The organism is Micromonospora sp. WMMC264 (genome assembly GCF_027497275.1).
GTDB lineage: Bacteria > Actinomycetota > Actinomycetes > Mycobacteriales > Micromonosporaceae > Micromonospora > Micromonospora chalcea.
Genome location: NZ_CP114907.1, coordinates 2267401 through 2291925, shown reverse-complemented (window position 1 = coordinate 2291925; position 24525 = coordinate 2267401). Strand labels below are relative to the sequence as shown.

Sequence of the window (24525 nt, the reverse complement as noted above, 5' to 3'; positions counted from 1 at the left end):
GGCGGCCCTGGGTAGCCTGATCCCATGATCTTCATTACCGCCAAGTTCCGGGTCCGCCCCGAAGACGCCGACAACTGGCCGCGGATCGCCGCCGACTTCACCGCCGCGACCCGGGCCGAGCCCGGCTGCCTGTGGTTCGACTGGTCCCGCAGCCTGGACGACCCGACCGAGTACGTGCTGGTCGAGGCGTTCCGCGACGACGAGGCGGGCGCGGCGCACGTGCAGTCGGAGCACTTCCGCGAAGCCCAGCGCACGCTGCCGCCGCACCTGGCCGAGACGCCCCGGATCGTCAACGTGACGGTGCCGCAGCAGGACTGGTCGCGCCTGGGCGAGATGGCCGTACCTGGCGACGCCTGACCGGACGGCGCAACTGCGCGCGGGCGGCGCGGCGGGCCGCCCGCGCGGCGGGTCAGGGGATGGTCAGGCCGTAGGCGGCGAGGATCTCCAGGATCGGCTGGTAGTAGCTGGTGCCACCGCTCGTGCAGTTGCCGCTGCCGCCGGACAGCACGCCGAGGACGGTGCCGGTCGCGGCCACGTAGAGCGGTCCGCCGCTGTCCCCCGGCTCGGCGCAGATGTTCGTGCGGATCAGCCCGGTGACGCTGCCCTCGGCGTAGTTGACTGTCGCGTTCAGCCCGGTGACGGTGCCGCACCGCACGCCGGTGGTGGCGCCGCTGCGGCAGACCGCCTGACCGACGTACGCGCTGCCGGCGGCGGTTACGGTGACCTGCCCCGGGTAGGTGTGGATCGCGCTCGGGTGGGCGGCGGTTCCGGTGTAGCGGACCACGCCGTAGTCGTTGCCGGGGAAGCTGCTGCCGGTCCGGCTGCCCAGCACCGTCGTGCGGGCGCTGTCGGCGTACCAGGTGGCGGCGAGGCGCGTGCAGTGTCCGGCGGTGACGAAGTACCAGGTGGCGCCGCTGCGCACGTTCGCGCCCAGTGAACAGCGCCCGCCGCCGCCGTAGATCGCCTGACCGGCGGCGATGAGCGTACGCAGCCGCCCGGGTTCGTGGCGCAGCACCGCGCCGGCCCGGGCCGCGGTCCGGCGCAGCGCGGCCAGCTCGCTGCCGCGTACCGTGTCGTCGGCGGTGACCGTGAGCCGGCCGGTGGCCGGGTCGTGCTCCCAGGCGGTGCCGGGCGTGCGGATCCCGGCGAGCGCGGCGGGCCCGGCCGGTGGAGTGGCGACGCCGGCCCGGGCGACCGCCGGAGCGCCGGTCAGCAGGACGGCGAGGACGAGTACGACGAGCGCGGGTCGGCGCATCCTCCGGGACCTCCTCCATCGTCTACGGTCGATTGGCACAGCATCAGCCCGCGGGCGCGATCCACTCAACCGGCAGAACCGGCGATTCCCGAAACTTCCGGAGTCGCGGCCGGCGGTGCGCGCGCCCGTCCCCCCGCGCCCGCCCTCGGATTCCCGCCCTCCACCCGCCACCGCGTGCCCCGATGTCGACGCATCGAGGTGATTAAGTTTTCGGAACGCTTCCGGTAGGCTCCGGGCAGAGATTCGCTTCGATCCACTCACGATGTGCCGGGGAGTCGCTCCCCGAGTTGGCGCGGCCACCGGGCGACCGCGCGGAGCCGACATCGTGGCGGGCGGTGGCCGAGGCGAGCCGATCCCATTGACAGGCTAGAGAGGCGTTCAGATGGACAAGGTGCTCGCCCGCGGCAGCGGGAGCGCGGCAGCCCGGTCACGCCCGCGGACCGCTGTGGTCGCGATGGTGGCGGGGGCCGCGATGGTCGCCGCCACGATAGCGGTGGCGACCAGCGCCAGCGCCGGCACGACGCTCGGCGCGTCGGCGGCGGAGCAGGGCCGGTACTTCGGCACGGCGGTGGCGGTGAACAAGTTGTCCGACAGCACGTACGTCGGCATCCTGAACCGCGAGTTCAACATGGTCACCGCCGAGAACGAGATGAAATGGGACGCCACCGAGCCGTCCCGGAACCAGTTCAACTTCACCAACGGCGACCGGCTCGTCGCGCACGCCCAGGCCAACGGCATGCGGGTGCGCGGCCACGCGCTGCTCTGGCACCAGCAGCAGCCCGGGTGGACGGGAAGCCTGTCCGGCAGCGCGTTGCGCGACGCGATGATCAACCACGTCACCCAGGTCGCCACCCACTACCGGGGCAAGATCCACTCCTGGGACGTGGTGAACGAGGCGTTCGACGACGGCAACAGCGGCGCCCGCCGCAACTCGAACCTCCAGCAGACCGGCAACGACTGGATCGAGGCCGCGTTCCGTGCCGCGCGCGCCGCCGACCCGGGCGCCAAGCTCTGCTACAACGACTACAACATCGACAACTGGAGCTGGGCCAAGACCCAGGGCGTCTACAACATGGTGCGGGACTTCAAGTCCCGGGGCGTGCCGATCGACTGCGTCGGCCTCCAGTCGCACTTCAACAGCGGGTCGCCGTACCCGAGCAACTACCGCACCACGCTGCAGAACTTCGCCGCGCTCGGCGTCGACGTGCAGATCACCGAGCTGGACATCGAGGGCTCCGGCAGCAGCCAGGCCACCTCGTACGGCAACGTGACCCGGGACTGCCTGGCGGTGGCGCGCTGCAACGGCATCACCGTGTGGGGCATCCGCGACACCGACTCGTGGCGGGCCAGCGGCACCCCGCTGCTGTTCGACGGCAGCGGCAACAAGAAGCAGGCGTACACCGCCGTGCTGAACGCGCTCAACGAGGGCGGCACCCCGCCGCCCACCACCGCGCCGCCGACCAGCACCCCGCCCACCTCGACGCCGCCGACCAGCACGCCGCCGACCAGTGAGCCGCCGACGACGACTCCGCCGCCGACCGGCGCCTGCACCGCCACGATCACCACCAACCAGTGGCCGGGCGGCTTCGTCACCAACGTACGGATCACCGCGGGTTCCAGCGGGCTCAACGGGTGGACCGTGTCGCTCACCGTGCCGTCGGGCTCGGCGGTCACGAACACCTGGAGCGCGCAGGCCAGCGGCACCACCGGCGCGGTGACGTTCCGCAACGTGGACTACAACCGTCAGGTCGGTGCCGGTGGCACCACCGAGTTCGGATTCCAGGGCACCGGCACGGCGCCCTCCGGCACGCCGGCCTGCGCGGCCGGCTGACAGTCGGCGTGACCCGGCACGGGAGCACCGTGCCGGGTCGCGTCCCCGGCGGTCGCCGGCCGGCGACCGTACAGTGGGGCAGGTCCTGTTCCACCGTTTCGTCCGGAAGGACCACAGTGAACCGACGCATCAGGACCGTCCTCGGCGTCGCCCTGGCCGCCACCCTCGTCACCACCGCCGCCCCGGCCCCCGCCGCCGCCCACGACCGCCGCCCGAGCGTGATCGCGCTGCCGGACGGCTTCCAGCCGGAGGGCGTCGCCGCCGCCGGCCGCTACGCCTGGTTCGGGTCGCGGGCCACCGGTGAGATCTACCGCGCCGACCTGATCACCGGGGCGGGCAAGCAGGTCAGCCCCGCCACCGGCACCCCGTCGCTCGGCCTGAAGGTCGACGCGCGGGGCCGGCTCTTCGTCGCCGGCGGCACCGCCGGGGACGCCCGGGTCGTCGACACCCGCACCGGCGCCGTGCTCGCGAGCTACCGGTTCGCCGAGGCGCCGACGTTCGTCAACGACGTGACGCTCACCCGCGACGCCGCCTGGTTCACCGACTCGAACCGGCCGGTGCTCTACCGCCTGCCGCTCGGACACGGCGGCACGCTGCCGCCCGCCGGCGGTTTCACCACACTGCCGCTCACCGGTGACTTCCAGCAGATCGGCACCGGCGTCAACCTCAACGGCATCGCGCCCACGCCCGACGGGCGCGCGCTGATCGTCGTGCAGTCGAACACCGGCACGCTGTTCCGGGTGGACCCGGCCACCGGCGTCACCACCGCCGTCGACGTGCCGGGCGCCACGTTCCTCAACGGTGACGGCCTGCTGCTGCTCGGCCGCAGGCTGTACGTGGTGCAGAATTTCCTCAACCAGGTCGCCGTGGTCGACCTGAACCGCGCCGGCACGGCCGGCGTCGCCCGAGGCGTCATCACCGACCCGGGCTTCGACGTGCCGACCACGGTGGCCGCCGCGCTCGGCCGGCTCTACCTGCCGAACGGCCGGTTCACCACCCCGCCGACTCCGACCACCCCGTACACGGTCGTCGCTGTCGACGCGCGCTGAGCCACGCCGGCCGCCACCCTCTCCGGGTGGCGGCCGGTTCACTCCTCCATCTCCGGCCCGAGCAGGCGGATCTCCTCGATGTCGATGGCCGCCTGGAGCTGCCGCAGCACCACGTCGTCGATCTGCCTGGTGTTGCGCAGCCGGGTGATCTCCTGCCGCTTGTGGTCGAGCACCCGCAACCGCAGCCGGCGGGCCATCTCCCGCTCCCCCTCCGCCTCCTCGCCGCCGGGGTCGCGCGCGGCGGCCAGGTGGTCCTCGTAGTCGGCGCGCAGCCGGTCCACCGTGTCCTGGGTGGCGCCCACGTCGCTGGCGGCCCGGGGCAGCGCCTCCAGGGCTGCCTCGGTGGCCCGGATCCGGGCCCAGCGCACCTCGTCGTCGCGTTCCCGGTCGCCGGTCAGGCCGGCCCAGCTCACGACCGCGGGCAGCGTGGTGCCCTGCACCAGCATGATCAGCACGATCACCACCACGGTCACGAAGATGATCAGGTCGCGTTCGCGCACGTTGCTGCCGTCGTGCATGGTGACCGGCACGGCCAGCGCCGCCGCGAGCGAGACGGCGCCGCGGAACCCGGCCCAGCCCACCGCGGTACGCATGCGGAAGTCGAAGTGCCGCGCCCGGCTCGACTCCCGCCGGTCCGCCCGTTGCAGCGCCGACACCGACAGGTGCACCCAGAGCAGCCGGATCATCACCACGACCAGGGCGACGAGCACCGCGATGCCGAGCGACGCGGCCGGCGAGTGGCTGGTGATGCTGCGCAGTGAACGCGGCACCTGCGTGCCGAGCAGCACGAACAGGCCGCCGTTGATCATGAAGGTGGAGAGGTCCCAGAACGCGAACGCGGTGACCCGGGAGCGGGCCCGGATCACCCGGGGCGCGGCGTAGGACAGCAACAGTCCGGACACCACCACCGCGAGCACGCCGCTGGCGTGCACCGCGTCGGCGAGCAGGAACGCCACGAACGGGGTGAGGATGCTCAACCCGCCCTCGCGCATCGGATCGTCGACGTGCTTGCGGATCAGCACCACGACCGCGCCGACGAGCAGTCCCGCGGCCACGCCGCCGGCCGACTTGCCGATGAACTCGCCGGTGAGCAGCAGCGGCCCGGGCACCGTCCCGCCCGCGATCACGCCGGCCGCCACGGCGAAGAGCACGAGCGCCGTACCGTCGTTGACCAGGCTCTCCGCGCGCAGCGTGGTGAGGATGCCGCGCGGCATCCGTTTGGCCAGGCCGGCCACGGCGGCGGCGTCGGTGGGGGCCAGGACCGCGCCGAGCACCCAGGCGGCGGACGCCGCCACGCCGAGAGCCTGCGCGGTGAACGCGACAGCGGCCATCGTGATGATCACCAGCACGACGGCGAGGCCGATGATCACCACCAGGTTGGCGCGGATCTCGCGCAGGCTGATGACCAGACTCTCCCGGTAGAGGATGGCCGGGAGGAACAGCACCAGCACGACCTCGGGCTCGAGGATCAGGTTGTCGAACGGCGGCAGCAGGCCGATCAGCGCGCCCATGGCGATCAGCAGCACGGGCGGCGCGACGCTGTAGCGACCGCCGATCGTGGTCCCGACGAGCACTGTCGCGCCGAGCACCGTGATCAGCAGGAGTGCTTCCACGCCGTACCCCCGTCACCGTTCCCCCGGGTCCCTACCGTGCCCCACGACGGCGCCCGGACGGGGCGGAATCGGTGATCGTTACTCGAAGCGGGCCGGGTCTCCGGCGCCGCGACGCAGGATCTCCGGCTCCTCGCCGGACAGGTCGACCACGGTGGTCGGCTCGAGCCCGCAGTCACCGGCGTCGACCACGGCGTCGATCAGGTGGTCGAGCCGTTCCTTGATCTCCCAGCCCTGGGTCATCGGCTCGTCCTCGCCGGGCAGCAGCAGCGTGCTGGACAGCAGCGGCTCACCCAGTTCGGCCAGCAGCGCCTGGGTCACCGTGTGGCTCGGCACGCGCGCCCCGACCACCCGCCGGCGCGGGTCCTGCAACCGCCGGGGCACCTCGGCGGTGGCCGGCAGCAGGAACGTGTAGCTGCCCGGGATGACGGACTTGACCTGGCGGAAGACCGCGTTGCTGAGCTTGACGAACTGGCCGAGCTGGGCGAAGTCGGCGCACACGAGCGTGAACGGGTGCCGGTCGTCGAGCCGCCGGATCTCGCGGATGCGTTCCACGCCGTCGCGGTTGCCGATCCGGCAGCCGAGCGCGTAGCAGGAATCCGTCGGGTACGCGATCACCCCGTCGGCGCGCAGCAGGTCCACCACCTGCCGGATCACGCGGGGCTGGGGGTTGTCCGGATGCAGGTCGTAGTACCTCGCCACGACGGCCAGCCTATGCCCGCGACCTGGCGGGCGCAGGTTTGGCCGGGGCGGTTTCCGGAAACAGGTGGGGGCCGTTCACGACAGGGGGACCGAATCATGTCCGAAGCCAGCACAGACCGCGTCACCGACCGCCCCGCGGAGGTGACCGATCCGCTGCTGTGGGACCTGGCCGCCGCGGTGGCAGACGCGCACCAGCCCGACGCCGAACGTGTCTGCGCGAGCCCGAGCTGCGCGGGGGCCGCCTGGCCCTGCGGCGCGTGGAACAACGCGCAGGCGGGGCTGAGCGCCGCCCGGGCGCCCCGGCAGTCCGCCGGCTCGCCGCAGTCCGCCTCGCGGCCCGTCGCCGGACAGCCGGGCGTCAGCCGGCCCGGTGCCGCCGGTGAGCCGGGCACGGCCGCGGCACGGACCGACGCGCGGAGCCTCGCCGCCACCGCCGCCTGACGCAGCGTAGGCACACGGGTCCTCACGCCGCCCCCGGCCGCCTCGGCCCGGGGCGGCGCTCGTGCGCACCGTCGAGCCTGGTCAGCGCGCTTCGTGAGGTGATCGAAGGGTCGGCCGCGTGCGCGGGAGAGCGCTCTCTTCGGTAACAAGACATTGACGGATCCGTAACCCGAACCTTACTGTCCCTTCTCAAGAGAGCGCTCTCACGACTGCTGCACCACCACTCCGTACCCCGCCTTCTCCTCGTGAAGGGGACCTCCATGACCCTCCTGCGGGACTTCTCTCCCGACCCCGTACCCCCGACCGCGCCCGTCCCGTCCCCGGCCCGCCGTCGCGGTCTGCGGGCGACCGCCCTCGTCGCCGCGTCCGTGCTGGCCGCCGGCCTGCTGGGCGCCGTGGTCGGCGGCGGCGGCACCGCCACCGCCGGCGCCGTCGGCGCGGGCAGCTACACCGAGACGCTGCCGCCCGGCGCCCTGCTGCCCAAGGGCTGCGGCGCGATCAGCACCAACCCGCGCATCTTCACCACCGCCGACGCGCCCGCCGGCGCCATCCCCACGAACGACTGGTGGTCGTCGCTGATCTGGAAGCGCAACAACTGCGCCGGCAGCGAGAACCTGCACGCCCACCCGCTGGCGTTCAAGGCCGAGAACAACGGGCTCGGCCTGTCGTACACCACCACGCCCGCCATCAGCGGCACCGCGACCGGCGTCGGCGAGTTCCACTACCCGTACGGCGAGGACGTCCGCGTCGGGATGCCCGGACTGTCGGCGCCGGTGGTCAAGGCCGCCGGCTGGAGCGACTGGACGGTCACCGCCGACTGGAGCGACGGCAGCCGCACCATGCGCGCCACCATCGGCCACGGGCTGCCGTTCAGCTACTACACGGTCAGCGGCGGCACCGCGCAGCTCACCGCCACCGCGACACCCACCGTGTGGCGCAACTCCGGCGCCACCATCGGCTTCACGGTCAACGGCCACGACTACGTCGCGTACGCCCCCACCGGCGCGACCTGGACCGTCAACGGCGCCGGCATCAGCTCGACGCTGGCCGGCAAGGGGTACTTCTCGGTGGCGGTGCTGCCCGGCGGCGGTGACCGGGCCGCCCTGGCCGACACCTACGGCCGGTACGCCCACGCCCACGTCACCGGCACCCGGATGAGCTACACGTACGACCCGTCGGCGGGAACGGTGCGCACCACGTACGCGTTCACCACCACGCCCCGCGAGGGCAGCGAGACGAAGACCGTGGTGGCGCTCTACCCGCACCAGTGGCGCAGCCTCACCGGCGCCACCCCGATCACCCCGACGTACGTCTCGGCGCGCGGCGCCATGCGGGTGCTCACCGGTGTGCCGTCGTTCACCACCACGATGCGCTTCACCGGCGTGCTGCCCGAGGTGCCCGCCGTCGGCGACTCCAGCGGCGCCGACCTGGCCACCGTCACCGGCTACCTGAACGCCGAGCAGGGCAACCCGGAAGGCGTCAGCGGCACCGACACGTACTGGGCCGGCAAGGGACTCGGCCGGGCCGCCCGGATCGCCGAGATCGCCGACCAGCTCGGGCAGACCTCGGTCCGCGACGCGGCGGTGACCGCGATGAAGAACCGGCTGACCAACTGGCTCACCGCGAGCTCGGGCGAGACCGGCCAGCTGTTCTACTACGACCGCAACTGGGGCACGCTCATCGGCTACCCCGCCTCGTACGGCTCCGACGAGGACCTCAACGACCACCACTTCCACTACGGCTACTTCATCGCCGCCGCCGCCACGGTCGCCAAGTTCGACCCGGGCTGGGCCGACGACAGCCGCTACGGCGGCATGATCGACCTGCTCATCCGCGACGCCAACAACTACGACCGCGCCGACAGCCGCTTCCCCTACCTGCGGGACTTCGACATCTACGCCGGGCACGACTGGGCCTCCGGGCTGGCGCCGTTCTTCGCCGGCAACAACCAGGAGTCCTCGTCGGAGGGGATGAACTTCGCCAACGCGCTGATCCAGTGGGGTCAGGCCACCGGCGACACCGCCGTGCGCGACGCCGGGGTCTACCTGTGGACCACCCAGTCCGCGGCCATCTCCGAGTACTGGTTCGACGTGTACGACCAGAACTTCCCGGCCGCGTTCGGGCACAAGACGGTCGGCATGGTGTGGGGCGACGGCGGGTCGTACTCCACCTGGTTCTCCGCGGCGCCGGAGATGATCCAGGGCATCAACATGCTGCCGATCACCGGCGGTCACCTCTACCTGGGCGACTTCCCCGAGTACGTCAAGGCCAACTACGCCGAGCTGGTCACCAACAAGGGCGGCCCGCCGACGGTGTGGCAGGACATCATCTGGGAGTTCCTGGCCCTCGGCGACGGCGAGCAGGCGCTGCGCAACTTCCGCGCGAACAGCGGGTTCACCAGCGAGGAGGGCGAGAGCAAGGCGCACACGTTCCACTGGATCCGCAACCTCGCCGCGCTCGGCACCGTGGACACCACGGTCACCGCCAACCACCCGCTGGCGAAGGTGTTCGTCAAGAACGGCGTCCGCACCTACGTGGCGTCGAACATCACCGCCCGGCCGCTCACCGTCACGTTCTCCAACGGCGTCACGCTCGCCGTGCCGGCCGGCAAGACCGCCACGTCCGGGGCGTACACCTGGAGCGGCGGCAACGCCACCGGCGGCGGGACCGTGCCGACCGGCACGCCGACGACCTCGACGCCCAGCCCCACCCCCACCACCGCGAGTCCCACGCCGACCTCCGCCAGCCCCAGCCCGACGGGTACGGGCAGCGCGCTGAAGCCGGTCCGGTACCTGCGTTCGGGCGGCGGGCTGGACGGCAACGCCGGCACCGCCGGCACGGTGAACGTGGCGGCGGCGAACGGCAACCACGACGGCACGCCGACCAACCCGCAGGTGTTCACGGCCACCGGGCTGACCGGCACGTACACCGGCGGAGCGACCGCCTTCGACCTGGCCGTCGACGCCGGCACGGCGATCGGCAACGGCGTCCAGATCCGGGTCTCCTACGACCTGACCGGCAACGGCAGCGTCGAGCGGGTGGAGACCTACCGGTACTTCGCCACCGATCCGATCCCGGGCGCGGAGCGCTACCGGCAGACCCAGGGCCTGCTCTCGGCCACCGGCACGCTGGGCAATCTGTCCGGCGGCACGGTACGCGTCGAGGTGTGGAACGCCATCGGCGGCGCGCCCACGATCCTCGGCGTCGGCAACAGCTCGACGGTCACCTTGCCGTACGGTTCCTGACCCGAAGCTCCTGAACGCGCGACTCCGGCGCCCCGGCCCTCGTGGCCGGGGCGCCGGCTCGATGCGTCCCCGGCCACGACCGCCGTCGCCGGCGGCCCGGCGGGATCAGGCGGTCACGTGCGCGCTGTCGCCCGCTGTCGCGGCGAACGACGTGCCGCTGACCATGCGCGCCGCGTCGGAGGCGAGGAACACCACCAGCGGCGCGACGTCCTCCGGCTCCACCCACGGCACGCCCAGCGGCGTCTTCGCCCGCAGCGCCCCGACCGCTTCCCGCTCCACCTCGGCCAGGTCACCCGACGGTGACTTCCCCGCCTCCACCAGCGCCTGCACGTAACGGTCCCGGTGCCGGGTCAGCGCGGTGTCGACCAGCCCCGGGATCACCGCGTTCACCGTCACGCCGTGCGGCCCGAGTTCCAGCGCGGCGGACTTCATCAGCCCAATGAGCCCCCACTTGGACGCCGAGTACGCGGACCCGTTCGTGGTGCCGTGCTGTCCCTGGGTGGACGACGTGATGACGATCCGCCCGCCGCCGCGCCGTACCAGCAGTGGCGCGAACACCCGCAGCACGTTCGCGGCGCCGGTGAGGTTCACGTCGATCTGGTCGTGCCAGTGCTGGTCGGTCATCTCCAGCAGCGGCGCGAACGCTTGGATGCCGGCGTTGGCGAACAGCACGTCCACGCCGCCGTGCTCCCGCTCGACCGCCTCGGCAAACGCGCGTACCGCCCCGATGTCGCGCTGGTCGGCCACGTGCGCGGACCAGCGGGCGCCGGCCGCCGTCACCCGGCGCCCGGTCTCGGCCAGGTCCTCCGGCGTGGCGGGCGGGAGGTCCAGGATCGGGCTGACCGGCCCGGCGACGTCCATCCCGGCCACGTCCGCGCCCGACTCGGCCAGCGCCACCGCCGCGGCCCGGCCGATCCCCCGCGCCGCGCCGGTGACCACAGCGACCCGCCCCGACAACACGCCCGCAGCCACCGCGTCACCCCTCCCGTGGACTCCCCCTCCCGCACCGTAAGCCCTGCCGTCCCCGCCCCGCCCGCGATCAAGCCCTCGGTACGCCAGCCCAGCTCACGGCGCCCGCTCCCCTCATCCCCGAACTGGTGTCGATCACGCGAAAAGCCGGCACTCCGCGGACGTCGCTACGGCGAGGTGGCCTCGGCCAGCAACTCCAGCACGTGCCGGTACGGTTGCCCGGTCGCCCGCGCCAGCCCGATCTCGCACGTACGGTTCACCGAGGCGTACCCGTCGAAGGCGCGTGCCGTGACGGCGGCGGCCTCGGCCCGGGTGGCCGACGCGGTCAGCTCCGGGTGCAGCAGTCCCCGGTCCCCGGCGAAGCCGCAGCACTGCCAGCCCTCCGGGACGACCACCTCGTCGGCGACCGCGCGGGCCACGGTGAGCAGCGCGTCGTCGAGTCCGAGGCGGACCGACGAGCAGGTCGGGTGCAGCGCGAGCGAGCCGATCCGGCGGCGCACTGTCAGCCGGGGCAGCAGCGTGCCGGCGGTGTACGCGACGGCGTCGACGACCCGCACGTCCCCGGCGCCGTCGAGCAGCCGCTCGAAGCCCTCGGTGCAGGACGCGGCGTCGCTGACCACCGGCAGCGCGCCGTCGCGGCTGGCGGCGCGCAGCACCGGCGGGACGCGGTCGCGCACCTGCCGGTAGCCCTCGGTGAGTCCCTTCGACGACCAGGGGGTGCCGCAGCACAGGTCGCCGATGCCGTCGGGCACGAGCAGGCGTACGCCGGCCCGCTCGGCGAGCGTGAGCAGCGCGGCAGCCACGCCGGTGCCGCCCTGCGCCGGGGCGAACAGCGTGCCCAGGCAGGACGGCACGAACACCGCGTCCGGGTCGTCGGCCGGGTGGGGGCGGCGCGGAGTGCCGCCGCGCGGCAGGTCCCGTTGCCACTGCGGCACCCGGTCGGCGCCGAGCACCGCGCGGGCGGCCCGGGTGGCGGCCTCGGGCAGCGCGGGCGGCAGCGCCCCGGCCAGATCGAGTCCCCGGGCCATGCCCCGGGTGGTGGCGCCCCAGCGGCGGGCCGCGCCGCGCCAGGCGGTCCCCGCCGCCCGGCCGTGCTCCTGCGCGCGCAGCCGCTTGACCAGGTCACCGGTGTTGATCAGCACCGGGCAGGCGGTCGCGCACATGCCGTCGACGGCGCAGGTCTGCACCGCGTCGTAGTCGTAGTCGTCGGTCAGTTCCCGGACCAGCGCGGTGTCGCCGGCGGCCTGCGCTGCGGCGATCTCCCGGCGCAGCACGATGCGCTGCCGGGGCGTGGTGGTGAGGTCGCGGCTGGGGCAGACCGGCTCGCAGTAGCCGCACTCGACGCAGCGGTCGACCTCCTCCTCCACCGTCGGCACGGTCTTGAGGTGCCGCATGTGGATCTCCGGGTCGTCGCTGAGCAGCACCCCCGGGTTGAGCACGCCGTCCGGGTCGCAGAGCGTCTTCAGCTCGCGCATCACCTCGTACAGCTCGTCGCCGAACTGGCGGCGCACGTAGGGGGCCATCACCCGGCCGGTGCCGTGCTCGGCCTTGAGCGTGCCGCCGTGGCCGAGCACCAGGTCGACCATCTCCTCGGTGAAGTCGGCGTAGCGCGCCGGGGCCGCACCGCCGTCGAAGCGCTCGTTGAGCATGAAGTGCAGGTTGCCGTCCTTGGCGTGGCCGAAGATGACGCTGTCGGCGTACCGGTGCCGCTCGAACAGCTCGGCCAGCGACGCGCAGGTGCCGGCGAGCGCCTCCACCGGCACGGCGATGTCCTCCAGCAGCGCGGTGGTGCCGGACGGGCGCGCGCCGGCCACCGCCGCGTACAGGCCCTTGCGGATGTGCCACAGCGCGGCCCGGGCGGCCGGTTCGCCGCTGAGCCGCGCCGGTGCGCTCAGCGGCAGACCGGCCAGCACAGGTCCGGCGTCGGCGACCCGGTCGGCGAGCGCCGCCGCGTCGGACTCCTGCCACTCGGCGAGCAGCGCGGCGTGCCCGCGCACGGCCAGGCCGCGCAGCGTGGCGTCCGCCTTCGGGTCCCGCTGGGCGACCCGCAGGGCGGCGGCGTCGAGCAGCTCGACCGCCGCCGGCCCGGCGGCCACCAGCGCCGGCATCGCGGCCATCGCCGCGCCCAGCGTTTCGAAGACCAGCAGGCCCGTCGCGGCATGGCGGTGCACGGGTACGGTGCGGAACGTCGCCGACGCGACGAACGCGAGCGTGCCCTCGCTGCCCACCACGAGCCGGGTGAGCAGATCGGCCGGGTCGTCGTGGTCGAGGAACGCGTTCACGCCGTACCCCATGGTGTTCTTCATGGCGTACTGGGCGCGGATGCGGCGCACCGAGTCGGGATTGCCGCGTACCCGGTCGCGCAGCCGCAGCAGCCCGGCGTGCAGCGCCGGTTCGGCGGCGCGCAGCCGGGCGTCTGCGTCCGGGGCGCCGGTGTCCAGCACGGTGCCGCTGGGCAGCACGAGGACCAGCGACTCCAGCGTCCGGTACGTGTTGAACTCGGTTCCGCAGGTCATGCCGCTGGAGTTGTTGGCGACCACGCCGCCGACCGTGCACGCGGACTCGCTGGCCGGGTCGGGGCCGAGCTTGCGGCCGTACGGCGCGAGCCGCGCGTTCACCTGCCGCAGCACCACCCCCGGTTGGACCCGCACCCGCCGCCCGTCGTCGAGCACCGTGAGGTCGCGGAAGTGCCGTCGCACGTCGACGAGCAGCCGGTCGGTGACGGCCTGGCCGCTGAGGCTGGTGCCGCCGGAGCGGAACGTCAGCGGGGTGCCGGTGCGGCGGCTGTGCGCCAGCAGCGCGGCGATCTGACCGGCGTCGGCCGGGGTGATCACCGCGCCGGGGTGCAGCAGATAGTGCGAGGCGTCGTGGGCCATCCGCAGCCGGTCCGCGGCCCGGGTCGCCACGCCACCGGGCACCACCGACTCCAGTCCGGCCCGCGTGGACGCGCTCAGCTCCGTCATGATCACCGCACCTCCCCGGCTCACAGTAGTCGCGGTTCAGTCCGCGGTGATCCGGTCCAGCACCCGCCGCTGGAACGCGCGGGCGGCCGGTCCGGACGGCGGCGTGCCGCCGCGGCGGGCCTCGATCGAGGCGCGGATCAGCGCGGCGTCCGGGTCGTCGGCGGCCACCCGCAGCCCGGCGTCGACCTTGCCCAGCCAGACGCCGTCGCGGTGGCGCACCAGCGCGCGGCAGGCGCCGAGCACCGCGTCCTCCGCGCCGGGAGCCGGTGCGTCGCCGGGTGGGGTGGGCAGCGCCAGCCACCAGCGCAGCGCGTCGGCCAGCAGCGCCCGCAGCGCCTGCGGCGACGGGTCGGCGAACACGTCGGCGGCGGGCGGGCCGAGCAGCGTCAGGCCGGACTGGCGCAGGATGCTGCGGTCCAGCGCGTACCAGAACCGCCCGTCGGCGGCGGGCCGGTCGGCCGGGTCGTAGGTGGCGCGGAACGGCATTGTCGCGCCGGTGTTCAGCTCGACCTCGAAGCCGGGCTCCGGGGCGCCGGAGGCGGCCACGTCGCGGCGGTAGACGACCAGTTCCAGGCCGCGCGCCGGGCAGGGCAGCGACCCGTGCCGCAGCCGGTCCACGAGCAGGCGCTTGTCCGGCGCCGGCATCGGCCCGGCGGCCACGAGCGCCACGTCCACGTCGCTGCGCCCCGGCTGGTACGCGCCCAGCCCGACCGACCCGGCGGCGTACGCGCCGACGAGGTCGTCACCGAGCACGTCCCGGGAGCGGCGGACCAGTTCGGCCAGGTAGTCGCGGATGTCGTCGCGCATGCCGGCATCCTGCCCCGGCCAGAACGCGGTCAGTCCGGCGGGTCGGGACAGCACACCGTCAGCGCGCCCGGGACCACCTTCACCTTGAGCCGTTTCGCCTTGCCCCGCGCGCCGCCGTCCAGCTCGTACGTCTTCGGCGCGTCGAACCGCACCGTGATCTTGCGACCGCGGGTGATCCGCACGAACGGCGACTCCTCGGAGCGCCCGGCGGCCATCCGGCCCAGCGTGCGCGCCCAGTCCACCGCGCCGCTGGCGGTGGACACGCCGACCTCCAGCGCCCCGTCGTCCGGACGGGCGTCGTCGAAGGCCGGGATGCCGCCGGTGATGGTGCCGACGTTGCCGAACAGCACGCAGCTCGCCTCGTCGTCGAACCAGTCCGCGCCGTCGACCCGGATCCGGGTCCGTACGCACTCGCCGCGCACGTGCCGCAGCCCGGTCCAGACGTACGCGATCCGGCCGAACCGGCCCTTGAGCTGCCGGTCGGCGTCCCGGATCAGGTCGCCGTCGAACCCGGCGCCGGCCATCACCGCGAAGTGCTCGCCGTTGATCCGGCCCAGGTCCAGCTCGCGCCGGCGGCCGTGCAGCGCGATCCGTACCGCCTCGGGCAGGTCGACCGGGATGCCCAGGTTCACCGCGAACAGGTTGGCCGTGCCGGCCGGCAGGATGCCCATCGGCACGCCGCTGCCCGCGAGCGCGTCGGCGCACCGCTGCACCATGCCGTCGCCGCCCCACACCAGCACCAGCTCGGCGCCGGAGTCCAGCGCCGCGCGGACCCGCTTGGGCGCCTTGCGGCTCTTCGGCACCTCGTACCAGAGCAGCCGCCCGACCCCGGCGGCGACGAGCCGGGAGCGCAGCTCGTCGAGCCCTCCCCCGAACGTCTTCTTCCGATGGGCGACGACGGCGACCACACCGGCCGGGGGCGCGGCGGGGGCGGTGGCCGGGCGCTCGGCCGTGCTCGTGTTCATGGTTCCGCTGTACCCGGAGCGCGCGCGTCCCACGCCTGCGCCCGGCGCGACGCGCCCGAAACCGATTCGCGGCGTACTGTGCCCGGACGGCCACGTTCGGTACAGTGCGGACGATGATCCGCGCCGCCGGGCGCGGATCCGGAGGGTGTGCGATGACGCGACGGATCGGGTGGGTGGCGTACTACACGCTGCGCCTCGGTTTGCTGCTCGGCGGCGTGGCAGCCGTCTGGGGCGCGCACGAGGTGGCGGCCGGCTCGGCCGCCCACGCCGCCGACCGTCCGCCGCTCACGGCCACCGTGGAGACTCTGACCCACACACTCGGCGCGGTTCTCGGCCTGCCCGCGTCCGGGGCCGTCGGTGTCGAGTCCACACCCGCCGCCGCGCCGGCATCCGGCACGACAGCTCCCGCCGCCGACGCCACCGCGCCGAGCGCTGACGCGCCCGGCACGCCCACGTCCGGCACGCCCACGCCCGGAAAGGCCGTGGCGACGGCCCCGGAGGCGGCCCCGGCCGCCACGACGCCGGTCACCGGCCGCGTCGTCGAGGCGGTGGTGACGCCGGTCCGCGACCACGTGCTGACCCCGGTCACCGACGGCCTGCGCCCGGCCACCGACCCGGTACGCGATCACCTGCTCACGCCGGTCGCGGAGGCCCTGCGCCCGCTCACCGGCCCGGTCACGGAGGGCGTGCTCGAACCGGTCGCGGACGTGCTGTCCCCGGTCGTGGAGCCGCTGAGCCCGATTCTCGGTCCGGTCTGGCGGGGCCTGGAACCGGTGGTCGCGCCGCTGGACCCGGTGCTCGACCCGCTCAGCCCGGTGACCGATCTGCTCGACCCACCGGCGGCGTCGCAGCCGGGCCCGGCCGACCCCGCTGACCCGACCGACCCCGGTGACCCGACAGCCCCCGCCGACCCGGCTGATCCGGCTGGTCCGGCTGATCCGGCCGGCACCGCTGATCCGGCCGTGAAGGCCCGCCCGGCTGCGCCGGCCCGCGCGGGCGACAGCGTTACGGTCGCCGCCGGCCCGGTGGCGCGTGCCTTCGCCGTCGAACAACGGGGCGCCGCCGCGCGCAGCGCGACGCAGGCTGTCCGCACGGCGGCCGACTTCGCCCCGACCCCCGTCGCGCCGCAGCCGTACGACGGCGCCAGCCATGCCGGCGGCGCGGTGCACAGCGAGGCGGCCGACGCGGACGCGTGCCGCTGGGGGCTGCCGACGCTCGCCCACCAGTACGGGCGCCCGTCGCACGAACGCCTGCCGGCCTCCCGCACGTCGCGGCCCGGCACCAGACCCGCCTGAGCGGACTTCACAGGACCACATGCGATCCGGAGCACGGGCGTGTCCCGCCCGACTGCCGCGCCTGCGCGGCGGCGCCGTCGTCCGGCGCCCGCACCAGACCCGATCACGCCTGTGAAACAGGAGTTCGTTCATGAGCACAGCCCTGCCCGTCGCCCGCGCCCGGTGGTGCGACATCGGCCGCATCGCCGATCTCGTCGCCGAGGCCCTGATGCCCACCGCCCTGGCGGCCTGGCTCGTCCCCGACGCGCCGCGCCGTTTGCCGGTCCTCGCCGCCGTGGCGCGGATCTGGACCGAACACGCGCTGCTGTTCGGCGACGCGTTCCTGCTGCCCGACGGCAGCGCCGCCACCGTGTGGTTCCACCGCTACCGGCCGATCCCGACGCCCCACCGGTACGCCGATCGTCTCGCCGACGCCGCCGGCCCGGACGAGGAGCGGTTCCGCCGCCTCGGTGACGCGCTCGCCGCCCGGCGTCCGGTCGAGCCGCACAACAACCTGGCGCTGCTGGCCGCTCCCCGGGGCGGTGCGGCGGAGGCGCTCGCCGGGGCGCAGCGCCGGATGGACACCCTCAGCCTGCCCACCTACGCGCACCCGTGCGCCGGGGAGCAGGAGGAGTTGCTGCGGCGGCTCGGCTACACCGCACGGGAGGCCTTCGCGGCCCCGGACGGCACCGAGCTGCGGGCGCTGTGGCGGTCGACGCCGTTCCGTGCGGGCGGCAACGACCGCTGGCCGGTGCGTCACCGCGGCTTCGGCCGCCCGGACCGCGACGGCCGGGCCGCCGACCGGGCGGCGCGCTGACCGGTTGACCGGGCCGGGGCGGCCACCCAGCCGCCCCGGCTCCCGCCCGCCGCCTTCACACAGACGTCGCTGTGCTCGGCCTCGGCGAGCCGGAGGTTGATCCGTTGCCCCGACGTCGTCGGCCGGTGCGGGCGCCCTACCTCGGTTAGCCTGCGAGCCGGGCACGACTTCGCCGAGCGACCGGAGGTAACGGTGCGAGGAACGGGAGAGACCCCGGGGCCGGCCGGCGCCACGACCGCGAGCCCGAAGCGCAAGCGGCGGCGCCTGCCGGTCGTCCTCGCGGTCTGCGTGCTGCTGGCCGGGTGCGGCCTGGTCGCGGGCGGCTACTACTTCGACAGCGTGCCCACGCCCAGCGACCTGAAGCTGCCCGAGTCGACAACCGTCTTCTACGCCGACGGGCGCACGCCGATGGCGAAGCTGGGCGCGCAGAACCGCACCATCGTGCCGTACGACCAGATGAACGACTCGGCCAAGCAGGCGATCGTGGCGGCCGAGGACCGGACCTTCTGGACCAACCGCGGCATCGACTTCAAGGGCGTGCTGCGCGCCGCCTGGGCCAACGTGAGCGGCGGGCAGCGGCAGGGCGCCTCCACGCTCACCCAGCAGTACGCGCGCATCGCCGCCGACCTGCGCGGCGTCACCTACTCCCGCAAGCTGCGCGAGGCGGTCATCGCGTGGAAGCTCGACGACGCGTACACCAAGGAGGAGATCCTCGGCTTCTACCTGAACACCGTGCCGTTCGGCCGGGGCGCGTACGGGATCGAGGCGGCCGCGCAGACGTACTTCGGCAAGACGGTCCGCCGGGACGCCCCACCCGAGCGGCAGCTCACCCAGGCCGAGGCGATGGTGCTCTGCGCCATGGTGAAGCAGCCGGAGGCGGATCCGGCCGACCCCGAGGGCACGCCCGGCTACGACCCGCGCCGCAACGCGCTGGCCAAGCAGAACTCGATCGACAGGTGGAACTACATCCGCGACGGCATGGTCAAGCTCGGCTACCTGACGTCGCAGCAGGCGGCGGACCTCGCGTACCCGGACACGGTCCGGCCGATCGACAAGGACGCGGGCCGGTCCGACCTGGACCGGCCGACCGGCCTGGTGGTCAACCACGTGCTGGCCGAGCTGCGCGGGACCGAGCCGTTCCGCGGCAAGCCGGACGAGGTGATCCGGGACGGCGGCTACCGCATCGTCACCACCATCGACAAGCGCGTGCAGGACGCGGCCGAGGCGGCGGCGGACATCCGCCGGGACACCGCCCCGCGAGCGGTGCGCGGGCAGCCGCGGAACTGGCAGGCGGCGCTGGTGGCGGTGGAGCCGGGCACCGGCCGGGTGCTCGGCTACTACGGCGGCGACAAGGGCTCGGGCGCGGACTACGCGGGCTGGTACTCCGACGAGGACGGCCAGGCCCGCGGCTTCGGCCAGCATCCGCCGGGGTCGTCGTTCAAGGTGTACGACCTGGCCGCCGCCGTGCGCGACGGGATCTCGGTGAAGGAGCGGTTCGACTCGCCGGACACCAAGGAGTTCCCCGCCTCGGGGCGCACCAAGGGCAGCGCGGCCGGGCCGATCCGCAACGCCGAGCGGGCGCCCTGCCAGCCGGACTGTGCGCTGTGGGAGGCCACCGTCGCCTCGCTCAACGTCACCTACTTCGAGCTGACCGAGCGGCTCGGCACGGACAAGGTGATCGAGATGGCCCGGCAGGCGGGCGTGGAGTCGATGTGGGAGACGGTCCGGGGCAACCCCCGGCCGCAGCGCGTCGACCTGCGCAGCGACCCCGCCAACGAGGTGGCGAAGCGGTTCTCCACCGAGGTCGGCATCGGGCAGTACGGCATCACCGTGCAGGACCACGCGAACGGGATGGCCACGTTCGCGGCCGGCGGCCAGCGCGCCGACGCCCACTTCGTCCGGTCGGTGAGCAAGGACGACGAGGAGGTGTGGACCGAGCAGCTGCGCACCACCGACCTCGGGCTGGACCGGGAGGCCGTCGACCAGCTGGACTGGACGCTGCGCCGGGTCCGGGCGGCCAAGCTGGACAACGGCTGGGACTCCGCCGGCAAGACCGGCACCTGGCAGGCCGGGAAGAGCACCACACAGAACGTGCACACCTGGATGGTGGGCTGGACCGGCGCGCTGGCCTCGGCCGTGTGGCTGGGCACCACCGACGGCAAGCCGCTGCGGACCAGCGACGGCAGCTACGACGTGTACGGCTCGACCGGCGCCGCGCCGATCTGGCGGCAGTTCATGACAAAGGCCACCGAGGCGATGAAGCTCGACCCGGGCAAGTACCGCTTCGGTGAGCCGAAGTTTCCCGGCGACACCCCGGAGCCGACCGCGTCGGCACCGCCGCCGTCCACCGCCGCGCCCACACCGTCGGACTCCCCGAGCCCGAGCCCGACCCCGTCGAGCCCCAGCCCGAGCCCGGAGCCGACCGGGCGGCCGACGTCGCGGCCCACGCTGACGCCCACGCTGCCACCGCCGCCCACGATCACGCCGACGCGGACCCGCGGCCCGCGCTGACGCACCCGGCCGCGCGGTGGCGGCCCGCGTGCGGCGGCGTCCTCGCGTCTATGTGCGCCATTCGCGCACATAGGCAACGTCCGCAATTTGCACGGGCCCCCATCCACTGTCGGCAATGTTCGCCCTGATCAGGGCCTATTGAAGATCATGGTTGCCTGGGACGACACGCGCGGCGACACGCCCGACTGCCAGCCGTTGCCCAGGTCACCCATTGCTCACGGCTCGCGCGGCGTGTGATTGTGCACCAGCGAACCGCCGACCCCCGGCGAATCGCGACGGTCGATCTGTCGACCCGGAGCCACGCCGGCAGCTCCGGTGACCGGCCGTCACCCTGCCTCGCACCACCGCGCCGCCCGTCCCCACCGGGCTCGTGCGGCGCGCCTGTAGAACAGGAGCAAACCTCCGTGAAACTCTCACCTCGCCTCGCCGCGCTCACCGGCGCGGCGGCGGCCGGCGTCATCGCCGCCGGCACCGCCGCGGCCGTGCAGGCCGCGCCACCCGGGCCCGCCGCCCCCAACCCGGCCCAGGCCCGAGCGGCCGCCGCCGACTCGACCCGCGCGCTGGTCGCGAACCGCCCCGCCTACCTCCAGGCCGGTTCCGACGACGCGTTCGTCCAGAAGCCGGTCATCTCCTCCGAGGGCACCCAGTACGTGCCGTACGAGCGCACCTACAAGGGCCTGCCCGTGGTCGGCGGCGACTTCGTGCTGGCCACCGACTCCGCCGGCAACCTCAAGTACGCCTCGGTCGCCCAGCAGCGGCCGATCGGCGCCCTCGCCACCACGCCCGCGCTGACCCAGGCCGCCGCCGCGGCCACGGCGCGCGCCCAGCTCAAGACCGTCAGCGCCGTCGAGGGCACCACGCTCGTCGTCTACACGCTCGGCGCCGCACCGGCGCTGGCCTGGGAGACCACGGTACGTGGCACCAGCGCGGACGGCCCGAGCCGGCTCACCGTCGACGTCGACGCCCGTACCGGCGCGGTCCTGCGCAAGCAGGAGCACGTGGTACGCGGCACCGGCACCGGCGCCTGGAACGGGCCCAGCCCGCTCACGCTCAACACCACCCAGTCGGGCTCCACGTACACCATGAAGGACCCGACCGTCACGAACCTGAGCTGCCAGGACGCGGCGAACAACACCACGTTCAGCGGCTCCGACGACGTGTGGGGCAACGGCACCGCCACGAACAAGGAGACCGGCTGCGTGGACGCGCTGTTCTCCGCGCAGACCGAGCACAAGATGCTCGCCCAGTGGCTGGGCCGCAACGGCGCCAACGGCAACGGCGGCTACTGGCCGATCCGGGTGGGCCTCAACGACCAGAACGCCTACTACGACGGCAGCCAGGTGCAGATCGGCAAGAACACCGCCGGTCAGTGGATCGGCTCGCTGGACGTGGTGGCGCACGAGATCGGCCACGGCATCGACGACAACACCCCCGGCGGCATCTCCGGCGGCGGCACGCAGGAGTTCGTGGCGGACACGTTCGGCGCGGCCACCGAGTGGTTCGCCAACGAGCCGTCCAGCTACGACGCGCCGGACTTCCTGGTCGGCGAGAAGATCAACCTGGTCGGCTCCGGCCCGATCCGCAACATGTACAACCCGTCGGCGCTCGGCGACCCGAACTGCTACTCGAGCAGCATCCCGTCGACCGAGGTGCACGCCGCGGCCGGGCCCGGCAACCACTGGTTCTACCTGCTGGCCAACGGCAGCAGCCCGACCAACGGGCAGCCGTCCAGCTCGACCTGCAACAGCAGCAGCGTGAGCGGCCTGGGCATCCAGAAGGCCATCAAGATCATGTACAACGCCATGCTGCTGAAGACGTCGTCCTCGTCCTACCTGAAGTACCGCGTCTGGACGTTGCAGGCGGCGAAGAACCTCTACCCGAGCAGCTGCACCGAGTTCAACGCGGTCAAGGCGGCCTGGGCGGCGGTCAGCGTGCCGGCCCAGTCGGGTGAGCCGACCTGCGCCGGTGGCACCCCGACGCCCACACCGAGCACCACGACCACCCCGCCGTCGGGCGGCTGCTCCGGCAACAAGCTCGCCAACCCCGGCTTCGAGTCGGGCAACGTGAGCTGGAGCGCCTCGTCCGGCGTCATCACCACCGACAGCGGCCAGGCCGCGCACGGCGGCTCGTACAAGGCGTGGCTGGACGGGTACGGCTCGTCGCACACCGACACGCTCAGTCAGTCGGTGACGATCCCGGCCGGATGCCGCGCGACGTTCAGCTTCTGGCTGCACATCGACAGCGCGGAGACGACCACCGGCACCGCGTACGACAAGCTCACCGTCAAGGCCGGCAGCACCACGCTGGCCACCTACTCCAACCTGAACAAGGCCACCGGCTACGTGCAGCGGTCCTTCGACATCTCGTCGCTCGCAGGCACCACGGCGACCATCTCGTTCAGCGGCGTGGAGGACAGCTCACTGCAGACGTCCTTCGTCGTCGACGACACCGCGGTCACCCTGAGCTGACCGTGGCGTAGCGCGGCCGGTCGTCGTCCTCCCGGCGGCCGGCCGCCTCGTCGTGCCGGGCGGTGCCGCGTCGCGCGTGGCCGCCGCCGCGTGCCGGGGCGGCGCCGCGTCGTGCCGGGCCGTGTGCGGTCAGGTCAGGCCGGACGCCCGGCCTGGGACGCCGTGCCGCGGTCGCGGTGGATCCGCGCGGCCGCCTCGTGCATCGCGCGACCGAACAGCTCGGCCTGGTCACCCATGCTGCCGAGCCGGGCGGCGAGCGCGTCGGCGTCGGCCCGCGCCGACGCGCTGACCCGGGCGTCCAGCTCGGACAGCGCGGCGTTGGCGGCGGCGGTGACATGTCCGCAGAGGACGTCGAGGGGCTCGCCGGCCAAGTCCGGGTCGATCGTCACGGAATCCAGCCGGCCGCCCTGAACGGCGACCGCGCGGACTCGGCCGTCGGCTGCGGTGCCCTCGGCGCGCAGCAGGTCGCCCGGCTCGCCGTCGGCGTGCTCCGAGGCCCGGGAGCGCATCGCGGTGAGCGCCTGCTGCGTGCGGGTCAGCAGTTCGTCGATGCTCGCGGCCGCCGAGAACGGATCGTTGGTCATTTCCGCGCTTTCTTCACGTCTGAGCCGATCATCGTGACCCTAGCAACCGGCTCCGACGAATCGCGGTCAGCGGCCGTCACGGGTGGCGTCCGGCGCCGCGAGCAGGCCGGACACCGGCGGCGCGGCGTGTCGCGGGCGGCCGGACGCCCGGCCGGGTCGAACCGGCCGGGCGTCCGGACCAGATCAGCGCAGACGCAGCCGCTGACCGGGGAAGATCAGGCCGGGGTCGTCGCCGACCACTGCCCGGTTGCGCTCGTGCAGGGCACGCCAGCCGCCGTCGACGCGCTGCGCCACGGCGATCTCCGACAGCGTGTCCCCGCGCCGGACCACGTACGTCCCGGCCGACGGCTGCGGCGCCGCAGTCGTCGCGGCCCGCTCCGGCGCGGTCTTGCGCGTGGCGGCCCGCTTCGGGGCGGACTTCTTCGAGGTGGCCTTCTTCGGGGCCGCCCGCTCGGACCGGGTCGCCGCGGCGTTCGCCGAGCCGCCCTTCTTGCCGCAGACCGGCCACGCGCCGATGCCCTGGCCGCGCAACACCTTCTCCGCGACGGCGATCTGCTCGGACCGGCTGGCCAGGTCGGCGCGGGCGGCGTACTTCTGGCCGCCGTAGCCGTTCCAGGTGGCGCGGGAGAACTGGAGCCCGCCGTAGTAGCCGTTGCCGGTGTTGATCTTCCAGTTGCCGCCGGACTCGCAGCGCGCGACCGCGTCCCAGTTGACGCCCGCGCTGGCCGGTGCGGCCGGGCCGAACAGGGTCGCGACGCCGACGGCGGCGCCGGTCACCACCGCACCGAGAGCGGTACGGCGGCTTCGGGCCGAGTATGCAGTTGCCATGTGGATTCCTCCACGCCGACGAGGTGAGCTGTCGGGTTCGGGCCGAGGAGCCCGGCCGCCGGTGGCGGCTTCACCCCGAGGTGACGATGCACCGTGGAACGTGTGGTTCCCCCGCTCCCGCACGAGGTTCGGTTACCGGGGCCGGCGGCGGGATTTGGCGTTTCCGGCCCGCGGTGCCCGCGAATGCGAACGAAACCGACGCTAAG

General features: G+C 73.8%; 18 protein-coding genes and 1 riboswitch. Of the genes, 9 read left to right on the top strand and 9 right to left on the bottom strand.

Annotated features, from left to right (window positions below; genetic code table 11):
- The first annotated feature begins 24 nt into the window (after nt 1-24).
- Nucleotides 25-357, top strand: a complete 333-nt coding sequence (locus O7542_RS09500) for a putative quinol monooxygenase (protein WP_043323822.1) — start codon at nt 25-27, stop codon at nt 355-357.
- 52 nt (nt 358-409) lie between these two features.
- Here O7542_RS09500 and O7542_RS09495 read toward each other — a convergent pair whose 3' ends face one another.
- A complete protein-coding gene (locus tag O7542_RS09495; protein ID WP_281606051.1) occupies nt 410-1255 on the bottom strand; it encodes a S1 family peptidase in 846 nt (281 codons plus the stop codon).
- A 382-nt stretch (nt 1256-1637) separates the two neighbouring features.
- Between O7542_RS09495 and O7542_RS09490 the strand changes: the two genes are divergently transcribed.
- Entirely contained in the window at nt 1638-3086 is a 1449-nt protein-coding gene (locus O7542_RS09490) for an endo-1,4-beta-xylanase (RefSeq protein WP_043323818.1), read from the top strand.
- 116 nt (nt 3087-3202) lie between these two features.
- Complete coding sequence (locus tag O7542_RS09485) at nt 3203-4135, top strand: superoxide dismutase (RefSeq protein ID WP_209962019.1); 933 nt, start codon at nt 3203-3205, stop codon at nt 4133-4135.
- 38 nt (nt 4136-4173) lie between these two features.
- Here the strand turns inward: O7542_RS09485 and O7542_RS09480 are convergent, their stop codons facing one another.
- Both O7542_RS09480 and O7542_RS09475 read right to left on the bottom strand, forming a co-directional pair.
- Nucleotides 4174-5748 (bottom strand): Na+/H+ antiporter, encoded by a 1575-nt coding sequence (locus O7542_RS09480; protein ID WP_181373756.1) that lies wholly within the window; start codon nt 5746-5748, stop codon nt 4174-4176.
- 78 nt (nt 5749-5826) lie between these two features.
- Complete coding sequence (locus tag O7542_RS09475; protein ID WP_064445853.1) at nt 5827-6447, bottom strand: L-threonylcarbamoyladenylate synthase; 621 nt, start codon at nt 6445-6447, stop codon at nt 5827-5829.
- A gap of 96 nt (nt 6448-6543) precedes the next feature.
- Here O7542_RS09475 and O7542_RS09470 point away from each other — a divergent pair, with 96 nt between their 5' ends.
- Together O7542_RS09470 and O7542_RS09465 are read left to right on the top strand one after the other, a co-directional pair.
- The gene (locus O7542_RS09470) at nt 6544-6888 is read left to right on the top strand and encodes a hypothetical protein (RefSeq protein WP_043323812.1); all 345 of its coding nucleotides are present in this window, start codon (nt 6544-6546) and stop codon (nt 6886-6888) included.
- Nucleotides 6889-7148: 260 nt separating this feature from the next.
- Nucleotides 7149-10133 carry a glycosyl hydrolase gene (locus tag O7542_RS09465; protein ID WP_281606050.1) on the top strand — a complete coding sequence of 995 codons (2985 nt, stop codon included), beginning with the start codon at nt 7149-7151 and terminating at the stop codon, nt 10131-10133.
- Between the two features lie 105 nt (nt 10134-10238).
- Here O7542_RS09465 and O7542_RS09460 read toward each other — a convergent pair whose 3' ends face one another.
- The 4 genes from O7542_RS09460 to O7542_RS09445 form a co-directional block, all read right to left on the bottom strand.
- Nucleotides 10239-11105 (bottom strand): SDR family NAD(P)-dependent oxidoreductase, encoded by an 867-nt coding sequence (locus O7542_RS09460; protein ID WP_043323809.1) that lies wholly within the window; start codon nt 11103-11105, stop codon nt 10239-10241.
- A gap of 164 nt (nt 11106-11269) precedes the next feature.
- Nucleotides 11270-14065, bottom strand: coding sequence for an FAD-binding and (Fe-S)-binding domain-containing protein (locus O7542_RS09455; protein WP_064446483.1), 2796 nt, complete (start codon nt 14063-14065; stop codon nt 11270-11272).
- Between the two features lie 36 nt (nt 14066-14101).
- Nucleotides 14102-14872 carry a nucleotidyltransferase domain-containing protein gene (locus tag O7542_RS09450; RefSeq protein ID WP_281606049.1) on the bottom strand — a complete coding sequence of 257 codons (771 nt, stop codon included), beginning with the start codon at nt 14870-14872 and terminating at the stop codon, nt 14102-14104.
- Nucleotides 14873-14901: 29 nt separating this feature from the next.
- On the bottom strand, nt 14902-15837 hold the full coding sequence (locus O7542_RS09445) for a diacylglycerol kinase family protein (protein WP_069088619.1): 936 nt from the start codon (nt 15835-15837) through the stop codon (nt 14902-14904).
- A 152-nt stretch (nt 15838-15989) separates the two neighbouring features.
- On the opposite strand from O7542_RS09445, the gene O7542_RS09440 reads away from it, so the two are divergent.
- The 4 genes from O7542_RS09440 to O7542_RS09425 all read left to right on the top strand — a co-directional run bounded on the left by O7542_RS09440 (nt 15990) and on the right by O7542_RS09425 (nt 22907).
- A complete protein-coding gene (locus O7542_RS09440; protein WP_281606048.1) occupies nt 15990-17132 on the top strand; it encodes a hypothetical protein in 1143 nt (380 codons plus the stop codon).
- A 130-nt stretch (nt 17133-17262) separates the two neighbouring features.
- Nucleotides 17263-17928 carry a hypothetical protein gene (locus O7542_RS09435; RefSeq protein ID WP_281606047.1) on the top strand — a complete coding sequence of 222 codons (666 nt, stop codon included), beginning with the start codon at nt 17263-17265 and terminating at the stop codon, nt 17926-17928.
- A gap of 192 nt (nt 17929-18120) precedes the next feature.
- The gene (locus tag O7542_RS09430; RefSeq protein ID WP_281606046.1) at nt 18121-20439 is read left to right on the top strand and encodes a transglycosylase domain-containing protein; all 2319 of its coding nucleotides are present in this window, start codon (nt 18121-18123) and stop codon (nt 20437-20439) included.
- Nucleotides 20440-20843: 404 nt separating this feature from the next.
- Nucleotides 20844-22907, top strand: a complete 2064-nt coding sequence (locus O7542_RS09425) for a M4 family metallopeptidase (RefSeq protein WP_281606045.1) — start codon at nt 20844-20846, stop codon at nt 22905-22907.
- 134 nt (nt 22908-23041) lie between these two features.
- Here O7542_RS09425 and O7542_RS09420 read toward each other — a convergent pair whose 3' ends face one another.
- Both O7542_RS09420 and O7542_RS09415 read right to left on the bottom strand, forming a co-directional pair.
- Nucleotides 23042-23491: a YbaB/EbfC family nucleoid-associated protein gene (locus O7542_RS09420; RefSeq protein WP_043323797.1), complete on the bottom strand. Its 450-nt coding sequence runs from the start codon at nt 23489-23491 to the stop codon at nt 23042-23044.
- 183 nt (nt 23492-23674) lie between these two features.
- Entirely contained in the window at nt 23675-24319 is a 645-nt protein-coding gene (locus O7542_RS09415; RefSeq protein WP_069088616.1) for a transglycosylase family protein, read from the bottom strand.
- Nucleotides 24318-24463: riboswitch (cyclic di-AMP (ydaO/yuaA leader) on the bottom strand. (Overlaps the previous gene by 2 nt.)
- Nucleotides 24464-24525: the final 62 nt, after the last annotated feature.

What these genes read in the sequence shown, in the direction of transcription:
- O7542_RS09500 (WP_043323822.1), top strand. Translation starts at nt 25, where the DNA reads ATGATCTTCATTACCGCCAAGTTCCGGGTCCGCCCCGAAGACGCCGAC.
- O7542_RS09495 (WP_281606051.1), bottom strand. Translation starts at nt 1,255, where the DNA reads ATGCGCCGACCCGCGCTCGTCGTACTCGTCCTCGCCGTCCTGCTGACC.
- O7542_RS09490 (WP_043323818.1), top strand. Translation starts at nt 1,638, where the DNA reads ATGGACAAGGTGCTCGCCCGCGGCAGCGGGAGCGCGGCAGCCCGGTCA.
- O7542_RS09470 (WP_043323812.1), top strand. Translation starts at nt 6,544, where the DNA reads ATGTCCGAAGCCAGCACAGACCGCGTCACCGACCGCCCCGCGGAGGTG.
- O7542_RS09465 (WP_281606050.1), top strand. Translation starts at nt 7,149, where the DNA reads ATGACCCTCCTGCGGGACTTCTCTCCCGACCCCGTACCCCCGACCGCG.
- O7542_RS09455 (WP_064446483.1), bottom strand. Translation starts at nt 14,065, where the DNA reads ATGACGGAGCTGAGCGCGTCCACGCGGGCCGGACTGGAGTCGGTGGTG.
- O7542_RS09450 (WP_281606049.1), bottom strand. Translation starts at nt 14,872, where the DNA reads ATGCGCGACGACATCCGCGACTACCTGGCCGAACTGGTCCGCCGCTCC.
- O7542_RS09445 (WP_069088619.1), bottom strand. Translation starts at nt 15,837, where the DNA reads ATGAACACGAGCACGGCCGAGCGCCCGGCCACCGCCCCCGCCGCGCCC.
- O7542_RS09440 (WP_281606048.1), top strand. Translation starts at nt 15,990, where the DNA reads ATGACGCGACGGATCGGGTGGGTGGCGTACTACACGCTGCGCCTCGGT.
- O7542_RS09435 (WP_281606047.1), top strand. Translation starts at nt 17,263, where the DNA reads ATGAGCACAGCCCTGCCCGTCGCCCGCGCCCGGTGGTGCGACATCGGC.
- O7542_RS09420 (WP_043323797.1), bottom strand. Translation starts at nt 23,491, where the DNA reads ATGACCAACGATCCGTTCTCGGCGGCCGCGAGCATCGACGAACTGCTG.
- O7542_RS09415 (WP_069088616.1), bottom strand. Translation starts at nt 24,319, where the DNA reads ATGGCAACTGCATACTCGGCCCGAAGCCGCCGTACCGCTCTCGGTGCG.